Annotated in this window: 22 protein-coding genes; 14 read left to right on the top strand and 8 right to left on the bottom strand. The window is 60.0% G+C overall.

Annotation, left to right across the window (positions count from 1 at the left end):
- Positions 1–80: 80 nt before the first annotated feature.
- Positions 81–578: a GNAT family N-acetyltransferase gene (locus G5182_RS10575; RefSeq protein ID WP_158113727.1), complete on the bottom strand. Its 498-nt coding sequence runs from the start codon at positions 576–578 to the stop codon at positions 81–83.
- Between the two features lie 128 nt (positions 579–706).
- Positions 707–1,528, bottom strand: a complete 822-nt coding sequence (locus tag G5182_RS10580; RefSeq protein ID WP_005357745.1) for an HDOD domain-containing protein — start codon at positions 1,526–1,528, stop codon at positions 707–709.
- 169 nt (positions 1,529–1,697) lie between these two features.
- On the opposite strand from G5182_RS10580, the gene G5182_RS10585 reads away from it, so the two are divergent.
- Positions 1,698–1,964, top strand: a complete 267-nt coding sequence (locus G5182_RS10585; RefSeq protein ID WP_005348674.1) for a hypothetical protein — start codon at positions 1,698–1,700, stop codon at positions 1,962–1,964.
- Positions 1,965–2,037: 73 nt separating this feature from the next.
- On the opposite strand, the gene G5182_RS10590 is transcribed toward G5182_RS10585, so the two are convergent.
- Positions 2,038–2,313 carry a hypothetical protein gene (locus G5182_RS10590; protein WP_421254365.1) on the bottom strand — a complete coding sequence of 92 codons (276 nt, stop codon included), beginning with the start codon at positions 2,311–2,313 and terminating at the stop codon, positions 2,038–2,040.
- Between the two features lie 174 nt (positions 2,314–2,487).
- Here G5182_RS10590 and G5182_RS10595 point away from each other — a divergent pair, with 174 nt between their 5' ends.
- From G5182_RS10595 to G5182_RS10615, 5 genes are read left to right on the top strand one after another with little or no spacing between them, the layout of a single operon-like run.
- Positions 2,488–3,708: a PAS domain-containing protein gene (locus G5182_RS10595; RefSeq protein ID WP_227341507.1), complete on the top strand. Its 1,221-nt coding sequence runs from the start codon at positions 2,488–2,490 to the stop codon at positions 3,706–3,708.
- 15 nt (positions 3,709–3,723) lie between these two features.
- Positions 3,724–4,095 (top strand): anti-anti-sigma factor, encoded by a 372-nt coding sequence (locus G5182_RS10600; RefSeq protein WP_216954502.1) that lies wholly within the window; start codon positions 3,724–3,726, stop codon positions 4,093–4,095.
- 6 nt (positions 4,096–4,101) lie between these two features.
- Complete coding sequence (locus tag G5182_RS10605; RefSeq protein ID WP_216952763.1) at positions 4,102–5,166, top strand: ATP-binding SpoIIE family protein phosphatase; 1,065 nt, start codon at positions 4,102–4,104, stop codon at positions 5,164–5,166.
- A complete protein-coding gene (locus tag G5182_RS10610; protein ID WP_227341509.1) occupies positions 5,167–7,833 on the top strand; it encodes a response regulator in 2,667 nt (888 codons plus the stop codon).
- Between the two features lie 10 nt (positions 7,834–7,843).
- Positions 7,844–8,974, top strand: coding sequence for an HD-GYP domain-containing protein (locus G5182_RS10615; RefSeq protein ID WP_421254366.1), 1,131 nt, complete (start codon positions 7,844–7,846; stop codon positions 8,972–8,974).
- Here G5182_RS10615 and G5182_RS10620 read toward each other — a convergent pair.
- Positions 8,971–9,651, bottom strand: a complete 681-nt coding sequence (locus G5182_RS10620; RefSeq protein ID WP_227343116.1) for an adenine nucleotide alpha hydrolase — start codon at positions 9,649–9,651, stop codon at positions 8,971–8,973. The genes G5182_RS10615 and G5182_RS10620 overlap by 4 nt on opposite strands.
- Positions 9,652–9,817: 166 nt before the next feature.
- Here G5182_RS10620 and G5182_RS10625 point away from each other — a divergent pair, with 166 nt between their 5' ends.
- The 8 genes from G5182_RS10625 (at position 9,818) to G5182_RS10660 (ending at position 17,315) form a co-directional block, all read left to right on the top strand.
- A complete protein-coding gene (locus tag G5182_RS10625) occupies positions 9,818–11,137 on the top strand; it encodes an MFS transporter (RefSeq protein ID WP_019446502.1) in 1,320 nt (439 codons plus the stop codon).
- Positions 11,138–11,281: 144 nt separating this feature from the next.
- Positions 11,282–12,004 carry a MarC family NAAT transporter gene (locus G5182_RS10630; RefSeq protein WP_151287145.1) on the top strand — a complete coding sequence of 241 codons (723 nt, stop codon included), beginning with the start codon at positions 11,282–11,284 and terminating at the stop codon, positions 12,002–12,004.
- Positions 12,005–12,163: 159 nt separating this feature from the next.
- Entirely contained in the window at positions 12,164–12,367 is a 204-nt protein-coding gene (locus tag G5182_RS10635) for a hypothetical protein (RefSeq protein WP_216952760.1), read from the top strand.
- A 181-nt stretch (positions 12,368–12,548) separates the two neighbouring features.
- Positions 12,549–12,752 carry a hypothetical protein gene (locus G5182_RS10640; RefSeq protein ID WP_227343118.1) on the top strand — a complete coding sequence of 68 codons (204 nt, stop codon included), beginning with the start codon at positions 12,549–12,551 and terminating at the stop codon, positions 12,750–12,752.
- A 262-nt stretch (positions 12,753–13,014) separates the two neighbouring features.
- Positions 13,015–13,911, top strand: a complete 897-nt coding sequence (gene murQ, locus G5182_RS10645; protein ID WP_227341511.1) for an N-acetylmuramic acid 6-phosphate etherase — start codon at positions 13,015–13,017, stop codon at positions 13,909–13,911.
- A 96-nt stretch (positions 13,912–14,007) separates the two neighbouring features.
- Entirely contained in the window at positions 14,008–15,462 is a 1,455-nt protein-coding gene (murP, locus tag G5182_RS10650) for a PTS N-acetylmuramic acid transporter subunit IIBC (protein WP_041234056.1), read from the top strand.
- A gap of 102 nt (positions 15,463–15,564) precedes the next feature.
- Positions 15,565–16,638 carry a porin gene (locus G5182_RS10655; protein WP_227341512.1) on the top strand — a complete coding sequence of 358 codons (1,074 nt, stop codon included), beginning with the start codon at positions 15,565–15,567 and terminating at the stop codon, positions 16,636–16,638.
- 41 nt (positions 16,639–16,679) lie between these two features.
- The gene (locus G5182_RS10660) at positions 16,680–17,315 is read left to right on the top strand and encodes a DUF2057 family protein (RefSeq protein ID WP_227341513.1); all 636 of its coding nucleotides are present in this window, start codon (positions 16,680–16,682) and stop codon (positions 17,313–17,315) included.
- 68 nt (positions 17,316–17,383) lie between these two features.
- Here the strand turns inward: G5182_RS10660 and G5182_RS10665 are convergent, their stop codons facing one another.
- The 4 genes from G5182_RS10665 to G5182_RS10680 form a co-directional block, all read right to left on the bottom strand.
- Positions 17,384–18,247 carry an SIS domain-containing protein gene (locus G5182_RS10665; RefSeq protein WP_108588468.1) on the bottom strand — a complete coding sequence of 288 codons (864 nt, stop codon included), beginning with the start codon at positions 18,245–18,247 and terminating at the stop codon, positions 17,384–17,386.
- 32 nt (positions 18,248–18,279) lie between these two features.
- On the bottom strand, positions 18,280–19,728 hold the full coding sequence (gene tldD, locus G5182_RS10670) for a metalloprotease TldD (RefSeq protein ID WP_005348653.1): 1,449 nt from the start codon (positions 19,726–19,728) through the stop codon (positions 18,280–18,282).
- A 133-nt stretch (positions 19,729–19,861) separates the two neighbouring features.
- Positions 19,862–20,695 (bottom strand): carbon-nitrogen hydrolase family protein, encoded by an 834-nt coding sequence (locus tag G5182_RS10675; protein WP_227341514.1) that lies wholly within the window; start codon positions 20,693–20,695, stop codon positions 19,862–19,864.
- A gap of 25 nt (positions 20,696–20,720) precedes the next feature.
- Positions 20,721–21,041, bottom strand: a complete 321-nt coding sequence (locus tag G5182_RS10680; protein WP_227341515.1) for a Dabb family protein — start codon at positions 21,039–21,041, stop codon at positions 20,721–20,723.
- Positions 21,042–21,048 lie beyond the last annotated feature (7 nt).

The following is a 21,048-nucleotide window of genomic DNA, read 5'->3' on the forward strand; positions in this document are numbered from 1 at the left end:
CTTTAGCCAGATCCAGCCTCTTGCTTGTCACTCAGCCTGACAGCCACCTCGCCATTTGCTTTTCAGCTCTCTGACCTTGATCACTGCTCCAGCAGCAGGCATTCGTCAGCATCTTCGCTCAATTTGACCAATCGACTGCGCACCAACCCCAGCTTGGCCAGCAGGCCGATGGATCGCTCGTTGCCCGGGGTGACGATGGCGACCACCTGCCCGATCCCCAACCGGCTTTTGCCATCGGCAAGGGCGGCCTGCGCCGCTTCAATGGCGTAGCCCTGACCGCGATATTGCGGCAGGAAGGCGTAACCGATATCGACCTGCTCCAGGGTGTCGCGCTTGATCAAACCGCAGATACCGAGGCTGACACCGTCCTCCTTGCGCTCCACCAGATAGAGTCCGTGACCATAGCGGGCATAGCTGACCGCCGGTCCCTGCTGGATATACTCCTGCGCCTGTTCGAGGGTGCGAATGCCCCGATCACCGATGTAACGATAAAAGTCGTCGTCATTGAGCAGCTCAAGGATGAAGGGGGCGTCGGTGACGATCATTTCGCGCAGGATCAGGCGGGAGGAGGCAATCATGGCAAGGGCTCTCAAACGGAAAGTGAAGGGCAAAGAGTGCCCCGTCACTCCCGGGCTGGCAAGCCTGTGGCACCATCGGCAATGAAAAAGGGGCCGCGTTGGCCCCTGATGAGATGGGATAAACGGGCTCAGGCAGCCAGCAATCCGGCATAGCCATTCCCCTGCTCGCGCAGTGCAGTGAACTGGGCGGCGCAATCGGCCCAGCTCAACCCCAGCGCATCTGCCACCTTGTGGGGCCACTCGGGTGGCGCCTCTTCCCCCACATCGGATTGCGCTGCCAGCACGATCGCCAGATGGATCAACCCGGCCTCGGCGGAGAACTCCTTGGCCAGCATGGGGTTGTAGTGATACTCCACCGCATTGCTGATGGTCTCGGGGAACTTCCAGTAGCGTGCCATGGCCGCCCCGACCTGGGCATAATTGAAGCCGACCACCAGCTCTTCCGCCTTGGCCCGTCCCTTGTGCAACTCCAGATCGTGAATGTGGTGAACTGTGTTTTCCGGCAGGCCTACGTGCATCACCAAGCGGCCGAGATCGTAGAGCAGGGCGCAGGTAAAGACCTCATCCCCCTTCATCCCCTTCTTCACCGCCAGACGACGCGCCAGCTCCGCCACATTGAAGACGCAGCCCCAGAAATGTTTGAGGTCAATGCCGGGTACCGCAGTGACCGACTCGGTGAGCCCGCAGGCCAGCACCATATTGCGCACCATCGCCAGTCCAAGCCGCACCGCGGCTTCATTGACGGTGCCGATCTGGCGACTACTGCCGAATTTGGCCGAGTTGGCCAACCGCAGCAACTTGGCGGAGATGACAGGGTCCTTGTTGATCAACTTGCTGATCTTGAGCAGATCCGGATCCTTTTCATTGAAGGTCTGGATCAAATCGCGCATCACTTCCGGGATCTGGGGCAGTAGCTTGGGCTCGGCCAGCAGGGAATCTATCGTGGGCATAGGCGTGTCCATCCATGTTATCTGTGTTCCAACCTGTTTGCCTTGGCAAACTCCTCCTAATTATGGGTAACAAATGGCCTCCCCATCGGATTGTTTATTCGCTGGTCATTCAAGGTGTTAGTCACATTCAGGCTATACTGGCCGCCACATTCACTGTTGCGGATATCCCATGAACGACACTCAGGAATTTTTTGACGAAGACGCGCTGCTGGAGATGGTGGAGAACCAGCTCAACGATGGTCACCCGCCCCATGTGAAGGCGACCCTGATGCGGCTGGTAATGAAGGGCACCCCGCGGGAAGAGGCGCTGCAATATATCGCCTGCGCCCTCGGGGCCGAGCTGATGGCGATGGAGGCCGATCAGGGCCCCTTCAATCTGACCCGTTACGGCGAGTTCCTCGACAGTCTGCCCGAGATGCCGTGGGCAGACGACTGACCCGAGCTGGATGACGGATGCAAAAAGGGCGGGTGCCAATGGCCCCGCCCTTGTTGCATGGATCTGCTCCGGATCAGAACTGGGAGTTGATGACCACCTCTTCCCCCAGCGCCCCTGCCAACGGCAGTGGCCGATAGCTGGAGTTGGCGGCCCGCAGCAGACGAATGCCGCGAATGCCGACCTCCTGCGCCGCCTTGATATCCCCATCGGCGTCGCCGTAGAAGAGCTTCATCTGCTTATCCTTGAGCCACTGCACCTTGGTGTTCTGGCCCGGCTGATCACCGGCGAAGATCACCGGATTGAGCTGGTCGGCCGGAATATTCATGGTCTGCTGCAGGATCTGGCTCACGGTCTCGGTCTTGGTGGCTAGCCCCCCATTTTATCCGCCCGGGATAAGCCTCCACCAACCAGGATATGACAAGCCTCTTTTGACCCTAGATATCGGCTGGAAGAGCCAGAGTGGGCTATAACTGCTTAACACCCGCTATTGATATCAAAATCAACGACTCTCTCTGGAGATGCCATGGACGCGCACACTTCCTCTTCCAATACCACAGGTTCGGCCCCTTCCACTCATCATGCCGGGATAGACACCCTCGATCAGGTGCTGGTACGGCTCGAACTCTCGCCAGAGGGGCAGATCCTTGATGCCAACCCGCGATTTCTGAGCCTCATGGGCTACACGCTGGATGAGCTCTCCGGCAAGCACTACGGCATGCTGCTCTCCCCGGACCAGGTGCAATCCGCCACACATGACACCTTTCAGGCCGCACTGCGCAGCGGCTCCTCGCAGGAGGACGAGCTTCACCTGCTGGACAAGCCGGGACGGGATGTCTGGATCCGTGGAGCCTGCAGCCCGGTTCTGGATGACAATGGACAACTATCTCGTATGACTCTGTACGCCATGGATCTGACCGGGCAGAAGCAGCTCACGGCCAGCTTCGAGGGCCAGCTCAATGCGCTGAGCCGGGTCATGGGCAAGGTCGAGTTTTCGCTGGAGGGCACCATACTGGATGCCAATCCACGCTTTCTCGACATAGTGGGTTACCAGCTGGAAGAGCTGAAAGGGCAACACCACAGGCTGCTGGTTGACCCAGACTACGCCCAGTCGGCGGATTACCTCGCCTTCTGGGACACGCTGCGCCGGGGCGAGTTTCTGGCTGGCGAATTCTGCCGCCTGAACAAGCAGGGACAGGAGGTATGGATCCAGGGCTCCTACAACCCCGTGCTGGATCTGAACGGTAAGCCCAGTAAAATCGTCAAGTTTGCCACCGACATCACGGCGCAGGTGGAGCAGCACCGCCAGCTCAAACAGGCGATGGTGGAAGCGGAAGAGGCCGCCAGAGTGCGCGAGGAGCTGCACCAGTCTCTGCAAGAGATGTCGACCCCTGTCACCCCTATCTGGGACGGGATCCTGCTGCTGCCACTGGTTGGGATCATCGACTCCATGCGCACTGCCGACGTGATGAACAAGTCGCTCACCAAGATTGCCGAAACCCGCGCCCGGGTCTTTGTGCTGGATATTGCCGGAGTCGCCACCGTGGACACTGGCGTCGCCAACCAGCTGATCAAGATCACCAAGGCGACCCAGTTTATGGGCTGTGAAGCCATCATCTCGGGAGTCTCCCCCGCCATTGCCCGTACCATGGTGGAGCTGGGGGTGTCGGTCGGTGACGTCCGTACCACGGCGACCCTGAGAGACGCCTTCGAAATAGCGCTCAAACGGGTTGGCTCAGCCCTCTAGGTCGCGGCAATGACCATGCAGCTCAACAACGATCTTGGCATCGCCGATATGGCCGACTGCATAGTAGTCAGCATGCGCCCCGATCTCGGAGACGACGGCATGCAGATGCTGATGCAGGCCCTCTCCCAGCGACTGGTACACGGGCGTCACCATGCAGTCTTGCTCGACTTCTCCGGCGTCATGCTACTGGATCACCATGAATTCAGACAGGTTTGCAAACTTGCCGAGGTGTGCCGTCTGTTGGGTGCCACCTGCCTGCTGGTAGGGCTAAATGCCGGGATCGCCGCATTTCTGGCGCTAGCCGAGGCACAGCCCGGGCCACTGCGCTGCTTCATCGACATGGACGACGCTTTTGCCCATGTCAGCCGCCTCCAGGGCGAGGAGTAAACCGCCATGATACAAGAGCATGCGACCCGGGAGGCCAGCTATCCGCTACGCCACGATATCGATCTGCACCTGGCTGTGATGTCGGTTCGTCGGCTCCCATTTATCGCCAACCTATCCGACGTGGATCGCGCCATGCTCTCCACCGTGGTCTCCGAACTTGGCAGCAATATCCTGAAATACGCCGGGCAGGGGGAGATCACCCTGATGCTCCATCACCCGAAGGGGAGATCCTGCATCGACATCATCGCCCGTGACAAAGGGCCCGGCATATCGGATGTCTATCAGGCCCTGCAGGATCACTACAGCACTTCCGGCACCCTGGGACTGGGACTGCCCGGCGTGCGGCGCATGATGTCAGAGCTCACCATCAGCACACCGCCGGAAGGGGGCACCCTGGTGCAGGCGCGCAAATGGCTGGGTTCTGTACCCTCGGTCCCACGTCTCATCACGCCCACCCAACAATGGGGGCAGGCAGGTCTGACACTGGTCTGGGCTAGCGAAAACAGACCCTGTTATCCGGAAAAGGTCTCCGGCGATCTGGTCTTTATCCGGCCCACATCCGACGGCGTCTTGCTGGTACTGATCGATGTCAGCGGCCACGGCTCCTCGGCCAACAAGCTGGCACTGATACTGCAAGAGGCGCTGCAAAACACCCCTGAACAGGAGCCGGCACCTCTGCTGCAGCTGTTGCACCAACACTGCATCGGTACCCGGGGAGCGGCCGCTGGCATAGCCCTGGTCAACAGTGAACGGGGTGAACTGAGCTACGCCGGCATCGGCAACACCCGCATCTGTCTGCGCGGCCATGACCTCTGGCGCGGTATCTCCCGTGATGGGGTGCTGGGGGAGCGCTTCCCCACCCCCTTGCTGCAACGGCAGCCCATCAAGCCGGGGGATGTGCTGATGCTCTATTCGGATGGCATCAGCGAGTCACTCAACCTGCGTGACGGCGCACTGGATCTGGGGGCTGATCCCGTCATTCTGGCCCGTCAAGTCATAGACCATAGTGGGCGCAGCACCGACGATGCGAGCTGTATTGTGCTGCGGGTACAACCAGAGAAGGAGCGCTAGATGCGGCAGCTGATCGGTGATATCAGGCTCTCTGGCCCGACGGCAGCCCTCACCGCCAGACGCAAGGTGATCCAGGTGCTCACCTGCATCGACAAGAGCCCCACCTTCGTGGCGCCGCTGGCGGGTACCACCTCAGAGCTGGTGCGCCAGCTGACGGCAACCATCGACTCACTGCAACTCCAGCTTTGGCTGGAGAGCAATACGCGGGAGCTGTGGGTCTCCCTCTCGGCCGACGAGCCACTGCAGCACAACGCACCCGGTGCAACCCATGGCAGCATCCGGCTGGTTCCTCATGCTGACACCGCCATCGCTCTGGTATGCCACCTGCCACACTGGCCCGATGACGCTCTGCTGTTGCAGATGCAGCAGCAGTTCGCTGAACCGACCCGGGATGAGCTGTTCGCCGTGATGCAGACCAAGAATCAGGAGCTGGAGCAGGCCTATGAGCTGGCAGAAAGCGCAACCCGGGCCAAAAGCGATTTTCTCGCCAACATGAGCCATGAAATCCGCACCCCGATGAACGCCATTCTGGGTATGGCCCACCTCGCCCTGCAAACACGCCTCGACTCGCAGCAGGCTGATTATCTGGGCAAGATCCAGCGCTCGGCCCATCACCTGCTCGGCATCATCAACGATATCCTCGACTTCTCCAAGATCGAGGCGGGCAAGCTGGATCTGGAGCAGATCGAGTTCGATCTCGACCATGTGCTGGAAAATCTGGCAACCCTGGTGGGCGAGAAGGCCGAAGCCAAAGGCATAGAACTGCTGTTCGAGGTCGATCACCAGCTAGACACCCTGCTCTATGGCGATCCCCTGCGGCTCGGCCAGATCCTGATCAACTACGCCAACAACGCAGTCAAATTCACCGAGCAGGGGGAGATACTGGTCAAGGTCACTTGTCTGGAGAAACGACCGCAAGAGGTGCTGTTGCACTGCTCGGTGCAGGACACGGGGATCGGCATGAGCCAGGAGCAGCAGCAACGGCTGTTCCAGTCTTTCCAGCAGGCGGACAGCTCCACCACCCGCAAATACGGCGGCACCGGCCTCGGGCTCGCCATCTCCCGCGAACTGGCGGCACTGATGGGAGGGGAGGTCGGCGTGCAGAGCGAACCGGGCAAGGGAAGCACTTTCTGGTTTACTGCCCGACTCGGCCGCGGCAGATACCGCTCACGCTATCTGCCAAGTCTGGATCTGCGTGGCCGCCGCATACTGGTGGTCGACGACAGTGCCAGCGCCCGCACCATACTGGCTGCCCTGCTGCGCAGCATGAGTTTCGTGGTCGACACCGCCGAATCGGGTCAGCAAGGGCTGCAGATGATCGCCTGTGCCGAGCAGGAAGGTAACGCCTACGAGGTGGTGCTGCTGGATTGGCACATGCCCGGGCTGGATGGCATAGAGACGGGGCGCCGCCTCATCGCCCGCGGCCTTGGCAAGCGGCTTTATCGGGTCATGGTGACAGGTTATGGGCGGGAAGAGATTTTTCGCGAAGCAGAGGCCGCCGGCTTTGATAGGGTGCTGGTCAAACCAGTCTGTGCCTCTGTGTTGTTTGATACCATCATTGGGCTGTTCGGCCAGCAAACCACGGCGACTGCCTTGAAGCCCACCCAGCCTACCCACAACTATCGCTTCGAGGGACTCCGTATACTGCTGGCAGAAGACAACGAGCTGAATCAGCAGGTGGCCATGGAACTGCTGCGAGCGGCGGGCATCGACGTCAGCATTGCTGCCAATGGTGCCATTGCTCTGGAAATGGCTGCGCAACAACCATACGACCTGATCCTGATGGACATGCAGATGCCGGTGATGGATGGACTGACTGCCACCCGTCAGTTGCGCCAGCAAGAGAGCGAAGGGCACCACACTCCGATCCTCGCCATGACGGCCAATGTCATGGCCGGTGACCGGGAACGCTGTCTGGCGGCCGGTATGGATGACCACATCGCCAAGCCCATCGACCCCGACAAGCTTTATGCCGCACTGCAGTGCTGGGCCCCTGCCTTCAGCGTTGAAACCGATGCAATACCCAAGAGCGCACCTTCACCACAGCACCAGCCATTGCAGCCTCAGTTAAGAGCGCTCGGACTCAATGCCGAAGCCGCCCTGCAACGGCTGATGTACAACTGGGGGTGGTATCAGGATCTGCTGCAACGATTTGCCCAACAGGGCACCCGGCCCATGCAGAGCCTGATCGCCGCCCTGCAGAAGAACGACCGGGAGGAGGCCCATCGTCAGGCCCATACCCTCAAGGGAATTACCGCCACTCTGGGCGCCGAACCACTGCGGGGTATCTCGGCCAGGCTGGAGAGTGCACTCTCCCGGGGGGATGACACCACCAGTCTGCTTCCACTGGCGGAACAGGGGCTGCAGATGCAACAGCAACTGAGCGATGGCCTACAGGCCCTGCTACCCACCCAGACCACAGCCGACCTGCCGGAGCAAGAACAAGTCGACCTGGCGCCCCTGCTGGCGCAGCTGACCCGGCTGCTGGCGGAAGATGATTCCGGAGCTCTGACCCTGTTCCAGCAGCATCAGCAGCAGCTGACGAGAGTGCTGGGAGAGACGGCATCCAGGATGGCTGACGCCATTACCGGCTTCCGTTTTACGGATGCACTGGCACACCTGAAGCAAGTCCGGGCCCTCAGGCCCGATCTGTTCAACCAAGAGTGAGGGCACCACCATGCTCAACCTGCTGGATCCCGATACCAAGCCCACCCTGCTGGTGGTCGATGACACCCCTGAAAACCTCTCATTGCTCAGCGCCTTGCTCAGCCCGCAATACCGGGTCAAGGTCGCCATCAGTGGCCTGCGGGCACTGGAGATACTGTCATCAGACTCCCGGGTAGATTTGATCCTGCTTGATGTCGTGATGCCCGGGATGGATGGTTATCAGGTGATGCAGGCACTGCAGGAGATGCCGCAGGCACGGCATATTCCGGTGATTTTTCTGACTGCCAAGGTAGAGGAGAGCGCCGAGGCACATGGACTGGCTCTCGGCGCCGTGGACTATATTCACAAGCCGATCTCCCCCGCCATCGTGCTGGCCCGCGTCAGAAACCACCTTGAGCTGAAGACGGCACGGGATCTGCTACATGACCAAAATGCCTATCTGGAGCAGGAGGTTGAACGACGCACCCGAGAAAACGAGCTGATCCAGAACATCACCATCCACTCCCTCGCCTCTCTGGCCGAAACCCGGGACAACGAGACCGGCAACCACATTCTGCGCACCCAGCATTATGTGAAGCTATTGGCGGAAACTCTCTGCGAGCACCCTCGCTTTCGTGCCGAGCTGACCCCCAAGACCATAGAGCTGCTGTTCAAGTCGGCCCCCCTGCACGATATCGGCAAAGTCGGCGTACCGGACCGGATCCTGCTCAAACCCGGCAAACTCGATGAAGATGAGTTCGCCCAGATGAAACACCACTCCACCCTTGGCAAGGAGGCCATAGTCCACGCCGAGGAAGCGCTGGGGGTAGAGGTGGAATTTCTGAGACTGGCCAAGGAGATCGCCTGCTACCACCACGAGAAGTGGGATGGCACCGGCTACCCCTACGGTCTGATAGGAGATGAAATTCCCCTCTCGGCCCGACTGATGGCGCTGGCAGATGTGTACGATGCCTTGATCAGCAAGCGGTGTTACAAGGCAGCCATGACCCATGCAGAGGTGGTGCCCATTATTTTGGCGGGAAGGGGCAACCATTTTGATCCCGACATCACGGATGCCTTCGCTCACATCCACGTGCAGTTTCACGAGATCGCGCTGCGCTACAACGACGACAAGAGCGATCAGGAGGCCAAACTCGACTAGGTGCTGGAATCAGCAGGCAACAAGTCAGTGAAGATGAAACCATCGCGCTCCACCGTCTCCCCCGTGCAGATCGCCAGCGGGCGCAGAAACATGGGACCATCCCAGGCCAGAGTGTGAAACTCGCCGTTCTCGCCGCACGGATCGACCCCCGCCGGCAGCGCCGCCAGCAGTGCCTCGTCAAAATCGTGGCCACCCAGGCTGGCATCCAGCTTGTTCGGGTCGAGAGCACTGATCCGCGCCTTCAACCCAGCGGCCACCATCTGCGACGCCAGTTCACGGGTATTGCTGCCCCACAGCGGGAACAGTGGTTCGATGCCGGAGCCTGCCAGCTGCTTTTCACGGTAGGCGCGCACATCCTCAAGGAACAAGTCGCCAAAGGCCATATGGCGGATCCCCTGTGCCACCACATCGGCGATAAAGCCGGTCATGATGCGGGCGTAATCCTCGTTGCTGCAGGGCCAGGGCAGATCGATGGTGATGAGGGGCAGCCCGACGCAGGCGGCCTGTTCGGTCAACAGCTGCTTGCGCACCCCGTGCATCGCCACCCGCTCGAATGCCTGATTGAGGGTGGTAAACAGCCCCACCACCTCGATGGCGGGATCCTGCCGCAACTGATGCAGAGCCCATGCGCAATCCTTGCCGCTGCTCCAGGAGAGCAGTACCCGTTTCTTTTCCATCATTCCTCCGCCAGCGGGGCACTCGGATTGCCCCAAAAAGATGCAAGACAGTGTTGCGAATTGCGCGATTTACACACAAGAGGCAGGCAGCATACTCTCGATCACCTGTATATACCCCTTGTCCGGGGTGACAATAACTAAAAAAACCGATGGGAAACATACGGATATGACCACGACCACACAACAACACGATCACGCCCGCCCCCTCAATCGACAGGATTACAAAACTCTGAGTCTGGCTGCCCTCGGCGGTGCGTTGGAGTTTTACGACTTCATCATCTTCGTCTTCTTCGCCGTGGTCATCGGCGAGCTGTTCTTCCCGGCCGACATTCCCGAGTGGCTGCGCCAGTTCCAGACCTTCGGCATCTTCGCCGCCGGTTATCTGGCCCGCCCGCTCGGCGGCATCATCATGGCCCACTTTGGCGATCTCATCGGTCGCAAGCGGATGTTCACCCTCAGCATCATCATGATGGCGCTGCCGACCCTGTTGATCGGTCTGCTGCCCACCTATGCGGTGCTCGGCATCGGCGCCCCCATCGCCCTGCTGGGATTGCGGATCCTGCAAGGCGCCGCCATCGGCGGTGAAGTGCCGGGCGCCTGGGTATTTGTCGCCGAGCACGTTCCTGCCCGTCGGGTCGGGGTCGCCTGCGGTACGCTCACGGCGGGATTGACGGCCGGCATCCTGCTCGGCTCCCTCATCGCCACTGCGGTCAACAAGAGCCTGACCCCGGCCGAAGTGAGTGACTGGGGCTGGCGAGTGCCCTTCCTGCTGGGCGGTATCTTCGGCATCGTCGCCATGTACCTGCGTCGCTGGTTGCACGAGACCCCGGTTTTCGCCGAGATGAAGGCCAACAAGACCCTGGCTGACGAGCTGCCCCTCAAGTCGGTGCTGCGCAACCACAAGAGCAGCGTGGTGGTCTCCATGCTGCTCACCTGGCTGCTCTCCGCCGGTATCGTGGTGGTGATCCTGATGACCCCGACCTATCTGCAGAAGGTCTATGGCATCAGCCCGGCGGACGCCCTGACCGCCAACTCGCTGGCGATCGTGGCCCTGACCCTCGGCTGCATCGTTTATGGTCGACTGATCGACCTGCTGGGCAGCGGTCTCACCTTCATGTTCGGCTCCCTGCTGCTGGCGGGCTCCAGCTACGCCTTCTATCACGGTCTGGCGGCCGGTACGAGCCAGCTGGTGCCGCTCTACATGCTGGCAGGCTTTGCGGTCGGGATTGTCGGCGCCGTGCCTTACGTGATGGTCAACGCCTTCCCGCCGGTGGTGCGTTTCTCCGGTCTGTCATTCTCCTACAACGTGGCCTACGCCATCTTCGGCGGCCTCACCCCGATGGCGGTGACCCTATGGATGAAGAGCGACATGCTGGCCCCCTCCCACTATGTGGTGAGCCTGTCGGTGCTGGGTTTCGCCATCGGTCTTTGGCTCTGGTTCCAGCAACGGGCCATCCGGCAGCAGCAAGCACCGCAAGCGGCCTGACCCGAACAACAAGCCCCGGTATCTGCCGGGGCTTTTTTGTACTGCTTATGTTCAGTTTCGCCAGCATAAGATAGCCTCCCTCTTGAGTCAGGTGACCACCTGGATCAAGGTATTCCCATTCATCCCTGCTATCCGAGGCTCAACATGTTCTTTCAGGTCGTATTTCTCGCTTTGCTGGCGTTGCTGCCCATGGTCAATCCGCCTACCACGGCCACCCTGCTGCTGGGGCTGAGCAAGGGGATGTCGCGCGAACATGTGCGACGTCAGGTCAATATGGCGGCCATCTATCTGTTCTGCACCCTCTGCATCACTTTCTTTATCGGATCCTCGATTCTGGATCTGTTCGGTATCTCCATTCCGGGTTTGCGCCTGGCCGGGGGGCTCATCATCGGCTTTATCGGCTTTCGCATGCTGTTCCCCGCCCCCAGCCAGCAGAGCGGGGTCGATATCAACCAGAGCATCGCCTTCGTACCACTCACCATGCCCAGCATGTGCGGGCCGGGCACCATGGCGCTGGTAATAAGCGGGGCAGCCCAGATTGCCGAGCTGCCTGACGAGTACAACCGCCTCACCATCTATGGCGCCATGGTCACTGCGTTTGCCCTGATGAGCCTGATCAGCTGGGGAGTATTGAAGCTGGCGGATCCGGTCTGCAAGATCCTTGGCGCCACCGGCATCGATGCCATGACCCGCATCATGGGCTTCCTGCTGGTCTGCATGGGTATGCAGTTTTGCATCAACGGCATCAAGGAAGTGGCACAGGATCCGGTCTTCCACGGTGGCCAGGCCGTGCAAACCGCACCGGCGCTACCGCAGGCTTCCGGCACGTTTGATCAGTTGCCGCAAAAGCCCGTCAGCCCTGATTGAAAACGGTATCAAAAAGTCCCTGACGATCTGCACTGATCTTGTTCCTGATCATGTTATTGACACAAAAATGGGTTAGTTTGTTTTTTATACAGACTTTATTCAGACGGACGCTGATAGGTTTGTTGATGAATACCCACTCAACTTCAGGAGAGTATGCAGATGGAGAAGATACTGACCGAAATAGGGAGCCATAGCCTGTTTCACGAGTACCTGAACGTGGTTGGGATTGCGAGCCCATCCCTCGCCAAGATTGAGCAACACTGGGAATATAAAAAGCGGGAGCAGCTGGTCGCCAAAATCCAGATCGATAAGCAGGGCAATGCCCGTTACTTCATCGATGCTCGCGCCATATCCATCAACTGATACCGAATAACCAGCCAGCCCCGCTCCACCGAACGGGGCTTTTTGTTGTCTGCGATCCCGCACTCGCTGACCCGCATTATCTCTGCTGTTGCCAGAAGCTCTGTTTGTTTTTTGTACAGCGCTCATTCAGCTCGACATGGCTATCTTGTATCTGCCCCCCTTGTTCCAGAAGAGTGCCCATATGACCAAGATGCTGACCGAAATCGGCAGTCATAGCCTGTTTCACGAATACCTGAATGTGCTCGGCATAGCCAATCCAGCTCTTGCCAGCATAGAACAACTGTGGGAACACAGGCAGCAAGAGAGGCTGCTCGCCAAAATCCAGATCGACAAACAGGGCAAAGCCCGTTACTTCATCGACGCCCGCGCCATCTCGGTCAATTAACACCGATGATTCTGCAAGCCCCGGCCTACTGACCGGGGCTTTTTGTTGCATGCCCATCAAGCAGGCTAGCCAATCCCCCTGTCACCCCCTCTTCTCTCTATGCTCCTCTGATGGAATTTTACCTCCTTTAAAAAGAAAATAATTGGAATAATTAATTATGCGACACCAGTCTCATAATAAAAATCAAAAATCGAGCATGATGACCCGCATCGAGAAGAATGATTTACGCCGGGAATGGCGACGACCTGAAGTAGAGGAAGCGATGACCATTGACCTATCAAGCATGATTACCGAAACCCGCAATCCAGCCAGCATCGAGATCGATCAGCTCCCGACGCTGGATATGCTGCGGATCATCAATCAAGAAGATCAACACGTTGCAGTGGCTGTAGGCCAACTGCTGCCCGAGATCGCCAAGGCGGTCGATGCTATTGCAGCCGCATTTGGCAAAGGCGGCCGCCTGATCTACATCGGGGCTGGCACCTCCGGGCGCCTCGGCATCCTGGACGCCAGCGAATGCCCGCCCACCTACGGGGTCTCTGCCGAGCTGGTCATCGGCCTGATTGCCGGGGGCCACAAGGCCATACTGCAGGCGGTGGAGAATGCCGAAGACGATGCAGAACTCGGTGCCAACGATCTTAAAAATATCCACTTCAGTGCCCACGACGTGCTGGTGGGTATCGCAGCCAGCGGGCGAACCCCCTATGTGCTGGGCGCCATGCAATATGCCAGGAGCCTGGGTGCCACAGTGTGCAGCATCAGCTGCAACCCGGGCAGCCCGCTCGCCAAAGCGGCCGACATCAGCATGGTCGCCGTGGTCGGCCCCGAGATTGTGACCGGCTCCTCCCGCATGAAAGCGGGCACAGCCCAGAAGCTGATCCTCAATATGCTCTCGACCGGCGCCATGATCCGTACCGGCAAGGTCTACGGCAATCTGATGGTGGATGTGGAGGCGACCAACGCCAAACTGGTGGAGCGCCAGAAGCGCATCGTCATGGAAGCAACCGAATGTGATCGTGGCACGGCCGAGCAGGCTCTCGCTGCCGCAGATAACCATTGCAAGACCGCCATTGTGATGATCCTGGCAAATATCTCCGCCAGCGAAGCACGAGAGCGGCTGAAAAGCAGCGGCGGCTTTATCAGCAAATGCACAGATTAATCGGCCGACCGCACATTGGCCGCGCCAGCAATGGCGACAGGATAACAACATAAGCGGGGGCATCCGCCCCCTCACATCAGACTGACCGGGTTCTTTATGGCAAAAATAACTGATTCCATGATTGGCCAGATCATCCAGGCCATCGGCGGCCGGGATAACATCACCAACTGTGGCCACTGCATGACCCGCTTGCGGCTGAGCCTGGCGGACAGCCTGCATGCCGATCGCGATACCATCAAACGGATCGCCGGGGTGATGGGGGTGATTGAAAGCGACAACCAGTTCCAGATCGTGCTTGGTCCGGGCAAAGCCCAGACCGCCTGCGAAATGATGAACGGCATGCTGAGTGCGGACGCGGGCATCCTCACCGCCCCCCGCCCGCAATCAGCGGATCTTGTCGACATCGCCGCCGCCAACAAACAGGCGCTGAAGCAGAAACAGAGCAGTGCGGCGCACCGCTTCCTGGCCAAGTTTGCCACCATTTTCACACCGCTGATCCCCGGTTTTATCGCTGCGGGTCTGCTGCTCGGCTGCGCCACCCTGATCGAGCAAACCCTGCTGCTGGAAGGACAGCAGACAGGGGGCATGCTGGCCGAATTTGTCGGCTACATGAAGCTCTTCAGCAAGGGATTGTTCAGCTTCCTCAGCATACTGATCGGCTACAACGCCCAGAAGGCGTTTGGTGGCTCCGGCGTCAACGGTGCCATCATCGCCTCTCTGTTTGTCATGGGTTATGACCCTCAGGCCAGCAGCGGCATCTACTCCGGTATCACCGACTTCTTCGGCCATCAGATCGATCCCCGCGGCAACATCATCGGCGTGCTGATCGCCTGCATCATAGGCGCCTCAGTTGAGCGCCAGGTTCGCCGCTACATGCCGGACAGTCTGGATATGATCCTCACTTCCTGCATCACCCTGCTGATCATGGGAGCCGTCACCTTTATCCTGATCATGCCCCTCGGCGTGCAGCTCTATAACGGCATGTCCTGGCTCTTCATCAACCTCAATGGCAACCCGTTCGGTACCGCTATTCTGGCTGGCCTGTTCCTCATCTCGGTGATGTTCGGCATCCACCAGGGGTTCGTTCCCGTCTACTTTGCGCTGATGGATGCCCAGGGCTTCAACTCCCTGTTTCCTATCCTGGCGCTGGCCGGTGCCGGACAGGTAGGGGCTGCGCTGGCGCTCTACAGCCGGGCAGGCAAGGATTCCCTACTGCGCACTCAGGTGAAGGGCACCATCATTCCGGGCATTCTGGGGGTCGGTGAGCCGCTCATCTACGGCGTCACCCTGCCGCGGGTCAAACCCTTTATCACGGCCTGCTGCGGTGGTTCGCTGGGGGGCTTCGTGGTTGGCCTGATCTCCTGGCTGGGTCTGCCGGTCGGCCTCAACACCGTCTTTGGACCATCCGGTATCGTCGCCCTGCCGCTGATGACCTCCGCCCAGGGGATCTTCCCCGGCATGATGGTCTATGCGGTCGGCCTCGCCGTCGCCTACCTCGGCGGCTATCTCTTCACCCTGATGTTCGGCTGCAAGAACGTCGATCTGAGTTAATCCCTCCTCCGGATTTCTAGCCAAGGTCTGGCCCCGAGCAATCGGGGTCATGGCCAAACTCATCCCGGCTCTGGCACAGAGCCCGTACAGGAACGATAAAAAATGAAAAAATCCATGCTTGCTCTGGTTCTTCCCGCACTGCTCGGCACAGGTTCCGCTCATGCGGCCGTCATCTATCAGGCTGACGATGGCTCCAACGTCGACCTCTACGGCCGTCTTGGCTTCAATATTTCCGACAAGAAGAGCGGCAATGATCAGGGTGACTTCGATGGCCGTATCGGCTTTACCGCCCGTCAGACCGTCAATGACGATGTCGCAGTGATCGGCATGGCGCAATATCAGGTCAATGCAGCCGAATACGCCAACAACGTGCAGAAGAACAGCAGCGACCTCACTGCCCGTTACGTCTGGGCAGGGATCGATGGTGGTCAGTGGGGCAAGGTGACCGGCGGGCGCGTCTCTTCCGGCCTCATCATGTTCACCGATATTGGCGATGTGTTTGCCGCCTCTGATGTCTCCATGGCTCGTCAGGCCAGCAAGGTGGACTCCACCGCCGTGCAGGTGTTCCGTCAGGATGGCACCCTGCAGTACCAGAACACCCTCGGCAATCTGGATCTCTCGCTCGCCTACATCCTTGGTAACGGTACCTCGGATCTTGATTACGGCTACAACGGCGCCCTGCGCTACACCTTCGATCTGGGCAATGCAGGCAAACTGGCTCCAGTCGTGGCGTATCAGCAGACCAAAGCCGCCCAGAGCAGTGGCAGCAAGGTCGATCCCAATGCCGATGAGTATCGCTTCGCCGGGATCGGTACCCGCTACTATCTCGGCCCTCTGATGTTGGGCGCCCTCTATAGCAAGGATCAGGTGACCTATCGCGATGGCCGTGCCGACAGTGAAGACAAGGTGTGGGAACTGACCGCGGTGTATGACATCAACCAGAAGTGGGCGGCCCGCGCAGGCTATCGTCACCTCGTCAACGAGGGGGGCGACCAGATGGCACTGCGCGATACTACGCTGGAACTGCAATACAAGCTCACCCCGCGATCTTCCCTCTACAGCGCCTATGTGATCCGCAATGGTGAAGATGGTCTGGCTGGTAGCACCATCACCAGTTTTGGTGGCAGCAGCAACAGCGAGAGCTTCTACCACCTCGGCCTGCGCTACGAATTCTGATCTGGTTGCCGGCCTGCGGGCCGGCTCCTTCATGGAGTCTTATGATGGCACGATCCTCCCTGCTCTCTCCCCTACTATTATCCCCCCTGTTTGCCCTGCTGCTCAGCGTACCGGCCACGGCCGCCCGACTGGAGCTGGCCGATACCCTCACCCTGCTCGCTTCGCCACAGGGCAAACCCTCGGCCTTCACCCGGACCATTGAGCTCCCGGCGGGAGAGTCCCGACTGCTGGTGCGCTTTGACAGCCCAAGTGACCCTCGCTCCACCAACGAGAGCCAGGGACGCGTGACCTCGGCTCCTCTGCTGGTTACCCTTACAGCACCATCACAAGGGACGCTGCAACTGACCCCCCCGGTGCTGACCAGCTCCTCGGCTATCCGCCAGTTTGCCGCCAGCCCGGCCCTGCTGCTGAGTGACGACAAGGGCACCTCACAGCCGCTGGCACTACAAGCCCTGCCACGCAGCCAGGATAGTCTGGGCACCGATTACCAGGCCCTGCTGGAAAGCCATACGCCAACAGTAAGCCCGGCCCCCATTTTCGCAACACAGGCCGCAACTACTGCTCATACAGCTTCGGCACTTACGCCGGAGCAGGCGGATGCCACCCTGCGGGAACTCTATCTGGCGGCCGATGCCAAGCGGCGTAAAGCCTTTATCCGCTGGGCCCTTGACCTCTAGCAGACAACAAAAAACCACCTGTTCAGGTGGTTTTTTGTTGTACGGATGATGCAGCGGGAGAGCCGGCCTCACTCCTTGTTGAGTCGGTCGATGGCATCCCGGGTACCATCGATCAGGGCCCAGGCTCGCTCGTCTCTGCGCTGCACCAGGCCAAGGAACAGGATGTCGGTAATGGTGTTCTGGGCGGTACGGGAGGAGATGGAAGAGATACGCAGTTCGTTCTCCTCCGCCACCGTATCCAGCACCATGTCGGCCATCTGGCGCAACTGGGTTTGCCGGAACGAAGTCACGGCAATCAGGGTGGCACCATTGCGCTTGGCCAGCTCGGCCGCCGCCAGCACATCACGGCTGGCGCCAGAATAGGAGATGACCAGCTGCACATCACCCGGCCCCAGGGTCTGGGCGATGGAGATCTGCACATGGCTATCCTGGGCAAACAGGGTAGTTACGCCAATTTTGAGCAACTTGTACCAGAGATCCTTGGCGGTCAGTGCAGAACCGCCAATCCCCACCAGCTGTACCCGCCCGGCGCCATCTATGGTGTCGAGTACCTGCTTCAGCAGAGCACTGTCGAGAGCCTGAGTGGTCTCGATAATAGAATTGATCTTCTCCTGCGCCAGCTTCTTGGCCATGGTCTCCAGATCATCGTCTCGCCCGATGCCATTGTAGAGATCACCGACATTGTCGGTCTTGATGGCATGCTTGCGCCCCAGATCCTCGCTGACCGCCAGCTTGAAGGCGGTGAAGCCCTTGAACCCGATCTTCTGAGTGAACTTCACTATGCTCGACTGGCTCACCTCCGCCTGCTGGGCCAGCTCCTGAGAGGAGAAGTGGGTCACCTGTTCCGGACAGGAGAGGATGTAATCGGCAATCTTGAGCTCGCTGGGGGAGAGCTGGCTCCTGATATTGGATATTTTCGACAGGGTAAGCATGGTTTCTCTCTGTTCTTGTTCTGCGTCGAGGCTTACTGGGTGCCACCCACGGTGAGCTGATCCAGTTTGAGGGTGGGTTGGCCGACACCGACCGGCACGCTCTGCCCCTCCTTGCCGCAGATGCCAACCCCGCGATCCAGCGCAAGATCGCTGCCCACCATGGAGACCTGGCTCATCGCCTCGGGGCCGTTGCCGATCAGGGTCGCGCCCTTGATGGGAGCGGTGATCTTGCCATCCTCGATGAGGTAGGCCTCGGAGGCGGAGAAGACAAACTTGCCGGAGGTGATGTCCACCTGACCGCCGCCGAAGTTGGGGGCATAAATGCCCTTCTTCACCGAGGCGATGATCTCCGCCGGATCATACTGACCCGCCAGCATGTAGGTGTTGGTCATGCGCGGCATCGGCATGGCGGCGTAGGATTCGCGGCGCCCGTTGCCGGTGAGCGGTACCCCCATCAGGCGGGCGTTCTGTTTGTCCTGCAAATACCCCTTGAGGATACCATTCTCGATCAGCACGTTGTAACCGCCCGGCGTCCCCTCGTCATCGATGGAGACGGAGCCGCGCCGACCCGGCAGGGTGCCATCATCGACGATGGTGCAGTGCTTGGAGGCCACCTGCTCGCCGATGCGGCCGGCAAATGCGGAAGATCCCTTGCGGTTGAAATCCCCCTCCAGACCATGACCCACCGCCTCGTGCAGCAGCACGCCAGGCCAGCCGGAGCCCAACACCACCGGCATGGTGCCGGCTGGCGCGTCGATGGCTTCCAGATTGACCAGCGCCTGACGCACCGCTTCACGCACATAGCCAAAGGCGCGGCTCTCCAGCCCGTCCAGTTCGAGGAACCAGTCGTAACCAAAGCGGCCACCGCCACCGGCACTGCCACGCTCGCGGCGATCGCCCTTCTCGGCGATCACGGTCACCGACAGACGCACCAGCGGACGCACATCGGCGGCCAGGGTGCCGTCGGTCGCGGCCACCAGCACCTCTTCGTAGACGCCGCTGATGGAGGCCATCACCTGATTGATGGCGGGATCCAGACTCCTGGCGAACTTGTCCATCTGCTCCAGCAGGGCAATCTTCTGGTGCTTGTCGAGGGTCTGCAGCGGATCCATGGCCGGATAGAGCAGGTTCGCTTCGGTGCGCGCCCATGCCTTCACCTTGCCGTGAGCACCGGCAGCGGCGATGCCGCGGGCGGCAGTCACCGACTGTTGCAGCGCCAGCAGGCTCAGCTCGTCCGAGTAGGCGAAACCGGTCTTCTCGCCGCTGACGGCGCGCACCCCGACCCCCTGATCGATGTTGTAGCTGCCATCCTTGACAATGCCATCTTCCAGCATCCAGGACTCGTGCCAGCTGCGCTGGAAATAGAGATCGCCGAACTCGACCTGGTGGCTCATCAGGCTGCCGAGCAACTGCTGCAGGCGCCCTTCGTCGAGGTCGTTCGGGGCCAACAGGGAGGCACTAACCTGGCTCAATAGACTCAATCTTTTTCTCCACTCTCGTAACGAGCTGTTTTAAATCGTCTTGCCGACGGGTTGGCAACAAGCCGCACCATCACAACAAACGGGCATGCTCCAGCACGGGCAAACGGCTGCGTTTCAATTTTTCACCACACCATCAGAGCAAACGGGCGTGTTGCAGCACTGGCATGGTGCGTTTCAATTCGTCGATAAGCCCGGGCTCCATCTGCGCCAGCACAGTGCCGCGCCCGGACTCTTTGCTCGCCAGCACCCGACCCCAGGGGTCGATCACCATGCTGTGGCCCCAGGTCTGGCGCCCTGTCTCGTGAGTGCCGCCCTGATTGGCAGCGACTACGTAGCACTGGTTTTCGATAGCGCGAGCCCGCAGCAGCGGCTCCCAGTGCGCCTCGCCGGTCACGGCGGTAAAGGCGGCAGGCACCAGCAGCACGCGGGCACCGGCACGGGCCAACTGACGGTAGAGCTCGGGAAAGCGCAAATCATAACAGATCGAGAGGCCGAGGGGACCAAAGGGGGAGTCCACCACCACAGGCTCCTCGCCGGGGCTGAAGGTCTCCGACTCACGGTAGCGACCGTGATTATCCGCCACATCCACGTCGAACAGGTGGATCTTGTGGTAGTGGCCCCTAAGCTCACCGCTTGGGTCAAACACCAGCGAGCTGGTGTGGATATGGTCGGAATCGGCGATGGTGGTCGGCATAGCCCCGGCCACCAGCCAGATACCGTAATCGCGAGCCCATTCGGCCAGTTGTTGCTGAATGGGCGTTGCTCCGCTCAGAGCGGCGCTGGGATCGGAGCCGATTGCCTCGGCACCATCCAGATAGCCCTGGAGTTCGCCAAACAGGGCAAAGTTCTCAGGCAGCAGCACCAGCAGCGGCCGCTCTTTGGGCAAGGCCGCCAGTTCGGCGGCAATCTGCTTCCGGTTATCCTGCCAGTGACGGCCAGATACCAACTGTATTGCGGCTAACCACATGACTCTCTCCTTGTCGCTTGGGCCATCAGACGGTGACAGCATCCCCTGCCTGCAGGGTGTAATCCAGCACTATGATGCGCGCCAGCACCGAGCGGAAGATGGCCTTGAGGGCATCGTGATCCGGATGGGGCAGATAGCGCTGGCGGGCTGCTTCGTCGGCGAAGGTCATCAGCACGCTGTGGGTAAAGCCATCATCCCTCCCCTCCGGGCTGTCATTCTCCCCCCACTCCACGGCGGTCACGCCGCTGACCTGATGGGGAATGGCGAGAAAGGCGGTACGCACCGCATCTATCTGGGCAGGCTGGGTGCCCGGCTTGAAGGCGATCAGCAGGATATGTCGGATCATGGCTCAC

It is taken from the genome of Aeromonas sp. 600948 (assembly GCF_049174875.1).
GTDB classification, from domain to species: domain Bacteria; phylum Pseudomonadota; class Gammaproteobacteria; order Enterobacterales; family Aeromonadaceae; genus Aeromonas; species Aeromonas veronii_A.